Source organism: Mesorhizobium sp. B2-5-3, from assembly GCF_006441005.1.
GTDB lineage: Bacteria > Pseudomonadota > Alphaproteobacteria > Rhizobiales > Rhizobiaceae > Mesorhizobium.
The window spans coordinates 76,470-89,029 of sequence record NZ_VFUS01000015.1; the positions used below are offsets into that span (position 1 = coordinate 76,470).

The 12,560-nt window shown below is 63.0% G+C and carries 14 protein-coding genes; 8 read left to right on the plus strand and 6 right to left on the minus strand.

All coding sequences use genetic code 11. The annotated features are described in order from the left end of the window. Positions 1-13: 13 nt before the first annotated feature. Positions 14-673: a phosphoribosylanthranilate isomerase gene (locus FJ867_RS25840; protein WP_140491154.1), complete on the minus strand. Its 660-nt coding sequence runs from the start codon at positions 671-673 to the stop codon at positions 14-16. Between the two features lie 111 nt (positions 674-784). Between FJ867_RS25840 and FJ867_RS25845 the strand changes: the two genes are divergently transcribed. Continuing rightward, complete coding sequence (locus FJ867_RS25845) at positions 785-1,003, plus strand: hypothetical protein (protein WP_140662315.1); 219 nt, start codon at positions 785-787, stop codon at positions 1,001-1,003. Between the two features lie 101 nt (positions 1,004-1,104). Here FJ867_RS25845 and FJ867_RS25850 read toward each other — a convergent pair whose 3' ends face one another. The 4 genes from FJ867_RS25850 to FJ867_RS25865 form a co-directional block, all read right to left on the minus strand. Further along, positions 1,105-1,863, minus strand: coding sequence for a M48 family metallopeptidase (locus FJ867_RS25850; protein WP_140561794.1), 759 nt, complete (start codon positions 1,861-1,863; stop codon positions 1,105-1,107). 100 nt (positions 1,864-1,963) lie between these two features. Beyond that, entirely contained in the window at positions 1,964-2,446 is a 483-nt protein-coding gene (locus FJ867_RS25855; protein ID WP_140625497.1) for a DUF2852 domain-containing protein, read from the minus strand. A gap of 117 nt (positions 2,447-2,563) precedes the next feature. Continuing rightward, positions 2,564-3,706 (minus strand): benzoate/H(+) symporter BenE family transporter, encoded by a 1,143-nt coding sequence (locus tag FJ867_RS25860; RefSeq protein WP_140554552.1) that lies wholly within the window; start codon positions 3,704-3,706, stop codon positions 2,564-2,566. Between the two features lie 2 nt (positions 3,707-3,708). Then, a complete protein-coding gene (locus tag FJ867_RS25865) occupies positions 3,709-4,473 on the minus strand; it encodes an alpha/beta hydrolase (RefSeq protein ID WP_140625496.1) in 765 nt (254 codons plus the stop codon). Positions 4,474-4,691: 218 nt separating this feature from the next. Here FJ867_RS25865 and infC point away from each other — a divergent pair, with 218 nt between their 5' ends. From infC to FJ867_RS25900, 7 genes are all read left to right on the plus strand, one after another. Next, positions 4,692-5,228 carry a translation initiation factor IF-3 gene (gene infC, locus FJ867_RS25870; RefSeq protein ID WP_140491142.1) on the plus strand — a complete coding sequence of 179 codons (537 nt, stop codon included), beginning with the start codon at positions 4,692-4,694 and terminating at the stop codon, positions 5,226-5,228. A 140-nt stretch (positions 5,229-5,368) separates the two neighbouring features. After that, positions 5,369-5,995 carry an isoprenylcysteine carboxylmethyltransferase family protein gene (locus tag FJ867_RS25875; protein WP_140563505.1) on the plus strand — a complete coding sequence of 209 codons (627 nt, stop codon included), beginning with the start codon at positions 5,369-5,371 and terminating at the stop codon, positions 5,993-5,995. A 206-nt stretch (positions 5,996-6,201) separates the two neighbouring features. After that, a complete protein-coding gene (rpmI, locus tag FJ867_RS25880; protein ID WP_006201248.1) occupies positions 6,202-6,405 on the plus strand; it encodes a 50S ribosomal protein L35 in 204 nt (67 codons plus the stop codon). Positions 6,406-6,496: 91 nt separating this feature from the next. Continuing rightward, complete coding sequence (rplT, locus tag FJ867_RS25885) at positions 6,497-6,898, plus strand: 50S ribosomal protein L20 (RefSeq protein ID WP_006201247.1); 402 nt, start codon at positions 6,497-6,499, stop codon at positions 6,896-6,898. 142 nt (positions 6,899-7,040) lie between these two features. After that, on the plus strand, positions 7,041-8,138 hold the full coding sequence (gene pheS / locus FJ867_RS25890; protein ID WP_140554550.1) for a phenylalanine--tRNA ligase subunit alpha: 1,098 nt from the start codon (positions 7,041-7,043) through the stop codon (positions 8,136-8,138). 43 nt (positions 8,139-8,181) lie between these two features. Continuing rightward, on the plus strand, positions 8,182-10,590 hold the full coding sequence (gene pheT / locus FJ867_RS25895) for a phenylalanine--tRNA ligase subunit beta (protein ID WP_140625495.1): 2,409 nt from the start codon (positions 8,182-8,184) through the stop codon (positions 10,588-10,590). A gap of 48 nt (positions 10,591-10,638) precedes the next feature. Then, a complete protein-coding gene (locus FJ867_RS25900; RefSeq protein ID WP_140554549.1) occupies positions 10,639-11,235 on the plus strand; it encodes a nucleotidyltransferase family protein in 597 nt (198 codons plus the stop codon). Between the two features lie 262 nt (positions 11,236-11,497). Here FJ867_RS25900 and FJ867_RS25910 read toward each other — a convergent pair whose 3' ends face one another. Further along, the gene (locus FJ867_RS25910; RefSeq protein WP_140625494.1) at positions 11,498-12,493 is read right to left on the minus strand and encodes an aldo/keto reductase; all 996 of its coding nucleotides are present in this window, start codon (positions 12,491-12,493) and stop codon (positions 11,498-11,500) included. Positions 12,494-12,560: the final 67 nt, after the last annotated feature.

Genomic DNA, 12,560 nt, shown 5'->3' on the forward strand with positions numbered 1-12,560 from the left:
GGGTTTGAGCCGGTCAGGCGGCGCGGTCGTCTCGCGCTGCCTTGACGGCCCGGAAAAACTGCTCGATCAGCGCCGGATCCTTGATGCCCGGCGCGCTTTCCACGCCGGAGGAAATATCAATTCCGGGCGGGCTGGCAAGCCGAAGGGCATCGCCGATATTGGCGGCGTTGAGCCCACCGGAAAGCATGTAATCGAGCCCGGCGTCAAGGCCGGTCAGGATGCGCCAGTCGAACGCAACGCCATTGCCGCCCGGCAACTCGGAGCCCTTCGGCGGCTTGGCGTCGAACAGGAACCGGTCCGCGACCCCGACGAACGGTTTGATGCGCTCGAGATCGGCGGCTTCGCTGAGCGGCAGCGCCTTCATGACCGGCAGGTCATAGCGGGCTTTCAGTTCGGCCACCCGTTCGGGCGTTTCCGAGCCGTGCAGCTGCAGCATGTCCGGGCGCATGCTGTCGATGATGTCGTCCAGGAAGGTGTCGTTGGCGTCGACGGTAACGGCAACCGCCAAAGCCTTGCCGCGCGCCGCTTCGCGCAACCGCCCGGCTGCAGCCGGTTCGATGTAACGCGGGCTCTTGGCAAAGAAAATGAAGCCGACATGGCTGGCGCCGCCGGCCAGCGCCGCGGCCATTGCCTGGTCGGTCTTCAAGCCGCAGATTTTGACGTCGAGTGCCATGGCGCGGGAATTGACATGAAATCGAGGCAGAGTCGAGAAAAAGCATGTTGTTTGCCGGCAGGGCCAAAGGCGCTACCTATCATGGGAAAGCATGCAAGGCGGGAGAACATCATGACTGACAGAACCGTTGCCGAACTCAGGCAGAAGATCGCGCAGGCGCGCGAGGTGATCGCGCATTTGATGGACAAGGCCGCCTTCAACGGCGCCGAGGCGCATCGGGCGCTCGACTACTTCGACACCGACGCCTTCGACCGGAATTTTTTACCGTGGCCGCATCATGGCGAAGAAGGGCTGCGGCCTGAAGAACTCAACGCCGCGAATGACGATTGAGTTCGTGCGCCCAGTAAGAACGTAGACGCTGGCGGGACCGGAGGTGTGAAGCATCACCGCGGAAAAGCTTATTTTCTGGCGCCGTACGACGCTTCATTGCGCTACTCGAAAACGATCGCCTGCAGGGCGCCGCCATTGCGCTTCAGCCAGTCCTTGCAGCGGTCGGTGTCGGGACAGAGCTTTTCGCACAATTTCCAGAATTTCGGGCCGTGGTTCATCTCTTTCAGATGCGCTACTTCATGCGCGACGAGGTAGTTGATGACGGGTGGCGGCGCCATCATGATGCGCCAGGAAAAGGACAAATTGCCTTCGGAAGTGCACGAGCCCCAGCGGCTGGACGTGTCCTTGTAGCGGATCGCCTTGGCGCGCTTGCCAAGCGCCTCGGTGTGCCTGGCCACCAGCTTCTCGATCTCCTTCTTGGCCTCGCGCTTCAAAAAATCGGCGATGCGGCGCGGCAGGTGGATGCGCTCGCCATGCACGATCAGCAGCGGGCCGCGTTCGTCGCGCGACACGGTGACGGTGCCGCGCCTTGACGGCTCATGCACGATGCGGTGCGGCACGCCGCGTATGGGGATCTTGATGCCGGGCCGTACCTGCGGCCGCGTTGGCACCTTGGCCAGCCGCTGCTCCAGCCAGTCCTGATGACGATCGAGGAACCGCTCCACCTCGCCGCGGCGCAGGCCCGGCGGCACGGTGATACGCAGGCCCTGGCCGCCGGAATCGATGCGCAGCGTCAGACGCCGCGCCCTGGCGCTCTCGACGATCTTGAGCGGCAGCGTGCGGCCGGCAACGCAGTATTCTCGCTCCACGACAGGCGTGGGCTTGGGCTTCGTCAGATTGCGGAAGAATCCGAGGGTCATGGCCGGACGATACGCGATTCGAGAAAAACGAATAGAACAAAAAAGAAACGGCGCCGCTCGCGCGACGCCGTTTTTTCACGATCGGGCCTGTCGCTCGGCCTCAGTCGTCAAGCAGGTTCGAGCCTTTGCCACGCTTGGTGGAGGTCGTGCCTGTGCTCGGGTCGCTCTTTGCCGGAGCGGTCGACTTGTTGCGGTTCGCCATGAAGCGATCGAACTCGTCCTGGTCCTTGGCGCGACGCAATTCGCGGGCGTAGTCGTCGAACTCGGTCAACATATCGTCGAGCTTGCGGCGTTCCTCGGCCAGGCGTTCAAGCTCCTTTTCGCGCCAGTCGTCAAACGCGACGTTGCCGGTCCGGGCGGAGCCGTGGCCCCAGCGCGCGGCTTTGTCGGAACCGCGGCGGCAGCCGGCGAAGATGCCGTCGGTCGCGCGGTTGACGTCACGCTTGAAGCCCTCGAGCCGGTCGCCCCAGATGATGTAGGCGAGCATGGCGAAGCCGAGCGGCCAGAACACCATGAAGCCGATCACCATCAACGCGATGGTTGCCGGCGTCCAGGCCGGGCGGATCAATGCGGATGTGTTCATTTTCTCCCATTCCTTCGGTTGGAGACAGCCAGGACCGGCTGCGTGGAATCGAAATGGGAAGGCAAAAACGGCGATTCAAGACAATGTCGGCTAAAACCGGACAAGCTGCTGAAATGATTATCGCTTTTTGAGCATATCGAGAAAAAGCACGACCAGCCCGGCAATCAGTCCCCAGAATGCGGCGCCGACGCCGAACAAGGTCAGCCCGGAGGCGGTGACGACAAAAGTGACGGTGGCGGCCATGCGCTCGCTTTCGTCCTTGAGCGCGATCGCCAGCGCGTTGGCCAGCGAGGCCATCAGCGCAAGACCCGCAACCAGCACGATCAGGCTCTGCGGCAGGACGGCGAAGATCGCCACCAGGGAGGCGCCGAAAATCGCGAAGATCAGATAGGCAAGGGCATAGAACGGCCCTGTCTTCCAGCGCTCCGTTGGGTCTGGATGAACGTCGGGCCCGGTGCAGATAGCCGCCGAAATTGCCGCCAGATTGGTGGTCGAGCCGCCGAACGGCGCCGAAAGCAGCGAAAACAGGCCGGTGATGCCGATCAGCGGACCGGGTTCCGGATGGTAGCCGGCGGCGCGCAGCACGGCGAGGCCCGACAGGTTCTGCGAAGCCATGGTGACCAGGTAGAGCGGTACTGCCAGGCCGATTATCGCCTTGGCGGTGAACACAGGCGCGATCAGAGTGAGCGTCGACAGTTCAGGAGTGGGCAAACCGCCGACGCGGCCGGTGAGAAACGCGGCGAGACCGCCGCCGACCAGCACTGCCAGCACCGACAGCGCCGGATTGAACAGGCGGATGACGAAGAAGGCGGCGATCAACGGCAGGATCAGCCAGGGATCGGCGGGAACAGTTTTGACCGCATTAAGCGCGAAGGTGACGACAATGCCGGCCAGCATTCCTGAAGCGACCGAGGGCGGTATCCCCGAGATCAGTTTCGTCAGCGGCCGGAACAGCCCGGTGGCGACCAAAAGAATGCCGGTGACGATGAAGGCGGCGACGGCCTCGCCGATCGAAAAACCGCTCGACGCCGCCATCAGCGCCAGGCCCGGCGTCGACCATGCGGTGATGATGGGCATTTTCGTTCGCCAGGACAGCCACAGGCTTTCGACCGCCATGGCCAGGCAGATCGTGGTCACCCAACTCGCGGTCTGAATTTGCGTGGCCTCGACCGCGTGGGCGGCGGCAATGACGATGGCCAGCGTGCCGCCGAAGCCGACGATGGCCGCGACGAAGGCTGAGATCGGGATGGAAAGGCGCATCGTCACTTGCCCCGCGCGGCCATGTCGCCGACCGCCCGCACCAGCATGTCGAGATCCTGCGGCCGCGACAGCCGGTGGTCGCCGTCCGGGATCAGCGACAGCGTGACATCGTCGGCCGGCAGCAGGCTGACCAGCCTCAGCGCATGGCTCGACGGCACGTCCCGATCGGCCAGGCCCTGCAAGACGTGTACGGGGCAGTGCGTGTCGAGCGGGCCTGTCATGACCAGGTTGTCGCGCCCATCCTCGATCAGCGCGCGCGTGTAGATGTAGGGCTCGGTGGAATAGTCCGACGGCTCCTCGAAGAAGCCTTTTTTGGCAAGGTCGCGCTTCTGCGCTTTGGTCAGCACCGGTTCGACCAGTTCTGCGGTAAAATCCGGCGCCGGTGCTAGAAGCACCAGACCGACGACGCTTGCGTCGCCTGCCTTGCGCAATTCCTGCACCATGCGCAGGGCGATCCAGGCGCCCATCGACGAGCCGACCAGGATCTGGCTGCCGCTGGTGAAATGCCGGAACACGGCCAGGCTTTGCGAAAGCCATTTCGAGATCGTGCCGTCGGCAAAGGCGCCGCCGGATTCGCCGTGTCCGGAATAGTCATGGCGCAGGAAGGCGCGGCCTTCTTTTGCCGCCCAGTCCGAAAGCGCTTCAGCCTTCGTGCCCAGCATGTCCGACTTGTAGCCGCCGAGCCAGACGACGCCAGGCGTCGCGCCCGCAATATGGCGCACCGCGATGCTCGATCCGTCGACATCCAGAAAGACAGGGGCAGTCATGGCTTTTTCCTCACGCCGACTTTCGGCGCAGGGTCTTGTGACACAGCCAGTGGTGTGGCGAAAAGTGCTCGCGATCTTTCTTTGTTTGCCGCAGGCAGCGATCAGGTGATTTTCTGTCAATGCTGTGCTATTGACTCCGCCCGCGCGCTCACCACATTGGCGCGTCCACATATCAACACCTGCAAATCCAGAACGAAACGGCCAAGGAGACCACGACCATTCGCAGACCTTTCAAAGCAGCGGCGCCGACCAAGGATGGGCCGCGCTCCAATCGTGACATCCGGGTTCCCCGGGTCCAGCTTATCGACGCCGAAGGCCAGAACCGTGGCGATGTTTCCATCAACGACGCATTGCTGCTCGCCGAAGAGGCAGGGCTCGATCTCGTCGAGATATCGCCCAACGCGCAGCCGCCCGTCGTAAAAATCCTCGATCTCGGCAAGTTGAAATACGCCAACCAGAAGAAGGCGGCCGAGGCGCGCAAGAACCAGAAGGTCATCGAGATCAAGGAGATCAAGATGCGCCCGAACATCGACAGCCACGACTACGAGACCAAGATGAAGGCGGTGCGCCGCTTCTTCGAGGAAGGCGACAAGGTCAAGCTGACATTGCGCTTCCGTGGCCGCGAGATGGCGCATATGGAGCTCGGCATGCAGCTTCTGAACAAGGTGCGTGAGGAAGTGGCTACCATCGCCAAGGTGGAAGCGGAGCCGAAGCTCGAAGGCCGCCAGATGATGATGGTGCTGGCGCCGCGCTAGATCACGATAAGGTTAGCGCGACCGACGCGCTCCAATTCCGCCTGAATTGTGCTACAGGGCGTCCCGGCGATCGGCGGGACGCCCATTTCTCGGCCATAGCTGCGGTCGCCGGCTAAGCTCTCGACGATCGGATTCCTCCCTTGGACAAAAAACTCAAATACGGGCTGGGTGGCTACCAGCGCACGCGCAGGCTGGTGCTTGCCGTGCTCGTGGTGGTGCTGTTCGCAGCCCTGCTGTTCGGGCAATCGAGCTTTCCGCCTGATACGGCGATGCATGAAACGATCGAGATGTTCGGCGTGCTGCTGATTTTCCTGGGTATCTGCGGCCGCCTTTGGTCGACGCTCTACATAGGTGGGCGCAAATCTTCCGAAGTTGTGACGGGCGGGCCTTATTCGATCACCCGCAACCCGCTCTATGTGTTCTCGACTGTGGCCGCGGCCGGCGTCGGCGCGCAGATCGGCTCGTTCTCCGGCATCATTCTGTTCGCTGTCCTGTGTGCGGGCGCCTTCCATATCGTCATCCTGCGCGAGGAGAAATTCCTTAAGGAAGCGCTCGGCGAGCCCTATCAGGCCTATCTGGCAAGAGTGCCGCGCTTCTTTCCGAAGCTTTCCCTTTACCAGGAAGGCGACACCGGCAGCTTCAAGCCGCGCCTGCTGTTGACAACGCTTCTCGACGGCCTGGTGTTCCTCATCGCGCTGCCGGCCTTCGAACTGATCGACGGCGCCCAGCAGTCGGGTATGTTGCCGGTGTTGTTTACGCTCCCCTGATGAAGGACCGGGCGCCGCATCCGGGCGTTCGGGGAAACGCGCGGCGCGGTGGGTGTTGCACAGTCGCCTGCTTTGACGTATAGGACCGCCGTTCCAAGAAAACCGCCCGGCAGGGCATGCCGTGGCGGTTTCATTTGCTTTTCGGGCTTTGGTCGGTCCGAAGCGAACAAGAAGCGCGATGGTGCGCCACAATACGGAGTAGCAAAATGCCCAAGATGAAGACCAAATCGGCCGCCAAGAAGCGGTTCAAGATCACCGGTACGGGTAAAGTCCTGTCGGCTGCGGCCGGCAAGCGTCACGGCATGATCAAGCGTTCCAACAAGTTCATTCGAAATGCCCGCGGCACGATGGTTCTGGCTGAACCGGATGGCAAGAAGGTCATCAAGAATTTTCTGCCGAACGGCCTCTGAGCATTCGGCCGAACACGAATTTGTTTTACGCAATTCCGAACGGAAAACCGCAAGGCACTTTTCCTGGAATTGCTTTTAAGGAGATCATGACATGGCACGCGTAAAAAGAGGCGTCACCTCGCACGCCAAGCACAAGAAGGTCCTGAAAGCCGCGAAAGGCTTCTACGGCCGCCGCAAGAACACCATCCGCATCGCCAAGCAGGCGGTGGAAAAGTCGCTGCAATACGCCTATCGCGACCGCAAGAACCGCAAGCGCTCGTTCCGCGCGCTGTGGATCCAGCGCATCAACGCCGCGACGCACGAGCACGGCCTGACCTATGGCCGTTTCATCGACGGCCTCAACAAGGCTGGCATCGAGATCGATCGCAAGATCCTGTCGGATATGGCCATCCACGAGCCGCAGGCTTTCGCCGCGCTCGTGGCCAAGGCCAAGGTTGCTCTTGAGTACCTCAAGAACACCACCCCGAATGCTTTTGAAAGCGCTGTCGCCTAAGACCAGCGCTTCCCAAGCATTCGAAATTCTGATTTGGGGAACCCGCGCTGGCACGGCTGGCGCGGGTTTTTCTTATGCCTGATGTAACCAAATTGGTGACACGCCCGGTGATGGTGGGTTGCCCGATCGAGAGAGTTTCGCCGTGAACGCCACCGCTGGAAATCTTGAAAGCCTGGAAGCTTCGCTGCTCGCCGACATCGCATCGGCGTCCGACGAAGCGTCGATAGAAGCCGTGCGCGTGGCAGCCCTTGGCAAGAAGGGGTCGATCTCGGAAATGCTGAAGACGCTCGGCTCGATGAGCGCCGAGGAGCGTCAGGTCAAAGGCCCCGCCATCAACGGCCTCAAGAACCGCGTCACCGATGCGCTCACCGCGCGCAAGGCGGAACTCAGGGATGTTGCCATCACTGCCCGCCTCGCCGCGGAGAAGGTCGACGTGACGCTGCCGGTGCGGCAGTCGCCGGCCGAGCGCGGCCGCATTCATCCGATCAGCCAGGTCATCGACGAGATCGCGGCGATCTTCGGCGATCTCGGCTTCGCCATCGCCGAAGGGCCCGACATCGAGACCGACTATTACAATTTCACCGCGCTGAATTTCCCGGAAGGCCATCCGGCGCGCGAGATGCATGACACCTTCTTCTTCCAGCCGGACGAGAAGGGCGAGCGCAAGCTTCTGCGCACCCACACCTCGCCGGTGCAGATCCGCACCATGGAGAAGCAGAAGCCGCCGATCCGCATCGTCATTCCGGGCAAGACCTACCGGCAGGATTCCGACGCCACCCACTCGCCGATGTTCCATCAGGTCGAAGGGCTGGTGATCGACAAATCGGCCAACGTCGCCAACATGAAGTGGGTGCTGGAAGAGTTCTGCAAGGCCTTCTTCGAGGTGCCGTCGGTCAAGATGCGCTTCCGGCCGTCCTTCTTCCCGTTCACCGAGCCAAGCCTCGAGGTCGATATCCAGTGCGACCGCTCGCGGCCAGGCGAGGTGCGCTTCGGCGAAGGCTCCGACTGGATGGAGATCCTTGGCTGCGGCATGGTGCACCCCAACGTTCTGCGCGCTGGCGGGCTCGATCCCGATGAATATCAGGGCTTTGCCTGGGGCATGGGCATCGACCGCATCGCCATGCTGAAATACGGCATGCCGGATCTGCGCGCCTTCTTCGATGCCGATGTGCGCTGGCTGTCGCATTACGGCTTCCGGCCGCTCGACATGCCGACTTTGTTCGGGGGCCTGAGCGCGTGACGGTCAAGACGATTCCTGCTGCGATACATTACGGAACAGCATCATGAAATTCACCCTCTCCTGGCTCAAGGACCATCTCGAGACCGACGCCTCGCTCGGCGAGATCGTCGAGCGGCTGACCTCGATCGGCCTCGAGGTCGAGCATGTCGACGACAAGGCGAGTCTGAAGCCCTTCGTCATCGCCAGGGTGCTGACGGCGGTGCAGCATCCCGACGCCGACCGGCTGCGGGTGCTGACCGTCGACACCGGCGACGGCAAGCCGCCGGTGCAGGTCGTCTGTGGCGCACCCAATGCGCGGGCGGGCATGATCGGCGCCTTCGCCGCGCCCGGCACTTATGTGCCCGGCATCGATGTGACGCTGACGGTTGGCAAGATCAGGGGCGTCGAAAGCCACGGCATGATGTGTTCCGAGCGCGAGCTGGAACTTTCCGACGAGCACAACGGCATCATCGACCTGCCCGAAGATGCGCCGGTCGGCACCAGCTTCGCCGCTTACGCGCATCTCGACGATCCGGTCATCGAGATCAATCTGACGCCAAACCGGCCTGATGCCACCAGCGTTTACGGCATCGCCCGGGATCTCGCGGCGAGCGGTCTCGGCCGCCTCGTCGGCGGCGCGATCATGCCGCATGTCGGCAATGGAATGTGCCCCGTCAAGGTGACGATCGAAGCGCCGGAACTCTGCCCCGGCTTCGCGCTCAATCTGGTCAGCGGCGTCAGGAACGGCCCGTCCCCGAAATGGCTCCAGCAGCGGCTGATCGCCATTGGGCTGAGGCCCATCAGCGCGCTGGTCGATATCACCAACTACGTCACCTTCGATCGTGGCAGGCCGCTGCATGTCTTCGATGCCGGCAAGGTCGCCGGCAATCTTGTCGTGCGTCGCGCCAGGGATGGCGAAAAGGTACTGGCGCTCGACGGCCGCGAATACACGTTGACGCCGGAGATGTGCGTCATCGCCGATGACAATGGCGTGGAATCGATCGCCGGCATCATGGGCGGCGAGCGTTCCGGCTGCGACGAGAACACGACCGACGTGCTGATCGAATCCGCACTCTGGGACCCGATCACCACGGCCCGCACCGGGCGCGCGCTCGGCATCATCACCGATGCCCGCTATCGTTTCGAGCGCGGGGTCGACCCCGAATTCATGGTGCCGGGCGTTGAGCTTGCGACCCGGCTGGTGCTTGATTTCTGCGGCGGCACGCCGACGGAAATCGAGGTGGCCGGCTATGCCGGCCATCAGCCCAAGATCGTCTCCTTCCCGCTGTCGGAAGTGAAGCGGCTGACCGGCATAGAAGTGCCGAAGGCGGAAAGCCTCGATATTCTCACGCGCCTCGGCTTCAAGCCTGAGGGTTCGGGCGATGTCGTCGAAATCGCCGTGCCGTCCTGGCGTCCCGATGTCGACGGCAAGGCCGACCTGGTCGAGGAGGTGATGCGCATCCACGGCGTCGACAACATCGCTTCGCAGCCGCTCGGCGCGCATGACGCGGTCAACGGCAAGATCCTGACGACGCTGCAGATCCGCACCCGCGCGGCCAAGCGGGCGCTGGCCGTGCGCGGCATGATGGAGGCAGTCACCTGGTCGTTCATCCCCGCCAGGCACGCCGAACTGTTCGGCGGCGGGCAGGCTTCGCTCAAGCTCGCCAACCCGATCGCCGCCGACATGTCCGACATGCGGCCCTCACTGCTGCCCGGCCTGATCGCAGCCGCCCAGCGCAATGCCGACAAGGGCATTGGCGACGTGGCGTTGTTCGAGGTCTCCGGCACCTATGAGGGCGACGGCGCCGACCAGCAACGGCGCGTTGCCGCCGGCGTGCGGCGCGGCACCGCCAAGCTCGACGGTTCCGGCCGCAACTGGGCTGGCAATTCCGGTCCGGTCGGCGTGTTCGACGCCAAGGCTGATGCCATCGCCGCACTCGAAGCCTGCGGCGCGCCGGTCGAGCGGCTGCAGATCGAGGCCGGCGGCCCGTCCTGGTACCATCCTGGTCGTTCCGGAACGATCAAGCTCGGACCGAAGACGGTGCTCGGCACGTTCGGTGAATTTCATCCAAAAACGCTGGAAGGGCTCGACGTCTCCGGCCCGCTCTGCGGCTTCGAAGTGTATGTCGATGCCGTGCCCGAGCCCAAGGCAAAGCCGACGAAAACCAAGCCCAGGCTGGATCTCTCCGCCTTCCAGACGGTGAAGCGCGACTTCGCCTTCGTCGTCGACAAGGCGGTCGAGGCCGGCACGCTGGTACGCGCGGCGCTCGCCGCGGACAAGAAGCTGGTCACCGGCGTCTCGGTCTTTGATGTTTTCGAAGGTGCGGCGCTCGGCGAGGGCAAGAAGTCCATCGCCATCGAAGTGTCGATCCAGCCGGTCGAGAAGACGCTGACCGACGAGGATTTCGAGGCGTTGGCCAGGCGCATCGTCGAGAATGTCGGCAAGCAGACTGGAGGCGTGCTCAGGGCATAGCCTCTTTCCGGGATTGCGGGAGCACGGCGAATCGCCCTCCAAAGAGCGATGGACCATTTGCACTATTCCGGGCTCCCGTTCGAAGCACAACGCGCTGCGTTTCTCGACATCCTGCTGTCGGATGCGCTCGTGCGCCAGGCGCTGGTATGTGCCCGCACGCTCGATCTTCCGGACTGGCTGGTGGTCTCCGGCGTGCTCTATAACTCGGTCTGGAACCATCTGACGGGGAAGCCGTCGGGTTATGGCATCAAGGATGTCGACCTGTTCTATTTCGACGATAGCGACCTGTCCTACGAGGCCGAGGACGCCGTCATCCGCCGGGCGGCGAAGCATTTCCAGGGGCTGCCCGTCGAGGTGCGCAACCAAGCGCGGGTGCATTTGTGGTACCCGCAGAAGTTCGGGCGGCCCTGTCCGCGCTACACGAGTTCGAGCGAGTCGGTCCGGTTTTTTGCGTCGAAGACACATGCGGTCGGGGTGCGATACGACGCGGATTGTCAACTGGAACTGCTGGCGCCGTTCGGTCTCGACGACGTCTTCTCATTCCGCGTCACGCCGAACCGGGCGATGGACAATCAGCGGACGCATGAGGCGAAGGGCCAGCGGGCGCGGGAGAACTGGCCGGAGGTTACGGTCGTGCCATGGTAGGAAATGCGGGTGCGAGACACCCCCCTCTGGCCTGCCGGCCATCTCCCCCGCAAGGGGGGAGATCGGCTCTGATCCGCTTTCGCGAATTACAGACGGCATAAGGTAGACGAGACAGCGAAGCTGCCAATCTCCCCCCTTGCGGGGGAGATGTCCGGTAGGACAGAGGGGGGTGTTTCACGCGGGCGTCTGGCAATCTTTTATGCCGCGCGGCATCGAAAAGGGGGGCAGGAGCACCCCTTTTCGGTTCTCTTGGGATTGCCAATCACCCATTCACCAGCGCCAGCAGCTCCTCTGTGTAGCGCTTGCCCATGACCTTATCAGGCGACAGTGCATCGCCGATGGTCTGTACCTCTGCGGCACTCAGCTCGATATCAGCCGCCGCCGTGTTCTGCTCGAGATGGCGGATCTTTCGGGCGCCCGGGATGGGGACAATGAAATCGTCCTGGTGCAGTACCCAGGCGAGCGCCAGCTGTGCCGAGGTCACTCCCTTTTCGGTCGCCAGTTTCTCCAGCGTGGCCACGACCTTGGCATTGGCTTCCATGGCGTCAGCCTGAAAGCGCGGCAAGGTGCGGCGCCAGTCGTCGTCATCAAGCGTCTCGGGCTTGGCGATCGTGCCGGTCAAGAGGCCACGGCCGAGCGGGCTATAGGGAACGAAACCGATGCCGAGTTCGCGGCAGACGGCGAACACCTCGTCTTCCGGGTCACGGCTCCACAGTGAATATTCGCTCTGGACCGCCGCGATCGGATGTACGGCATGTGCCCGGCGGATGGTGGCGACACTTGCTTCCGAAAGGCCGAGCGCGCGCACTTTGCCCTCGCGCACCAGCTCGGCCATGGCGCCGACCGTGTCCTCGATCGGCACGTTCGGGTCGACGCGGTGCTGGTAATAGAGATCGATCACGTCGGTGCCCAGCCGCTTCAGTGACGCCTCTGCGACGGCCTTGACGTGTTCGGGGCGGCTGTCGACGCCCGCCATGCGGTCGGTGCCGGTGCCTTCCTCCAGGATCTTGAAGCCGAACTTGGTTGCGATCGTCACCTGATCGCGCACCGGCTTCAGCGCCTTGCCGAGCAGGATCTCGTTCTCGTAGGGCCCGTAGACCTCTGCCGTGTCGAAGAAATTGACGCCGATCTCGACGGCGCGGCGCAAGGTGGCGATCGCCTCGGCTTCCGGCTGGCCCCCATAGCCAAAGCTCATGCCCATGCAGCCGAGGCCGACCGGGAAAACTTCCAGTTCAGTACCGAGTTTGCGGGTTTTCATCACGCGTCTCCTTGTTGCGATGCCCAGGAAATAGCGCCTTGCCTTATGTTCGATAATCGGCTCATCT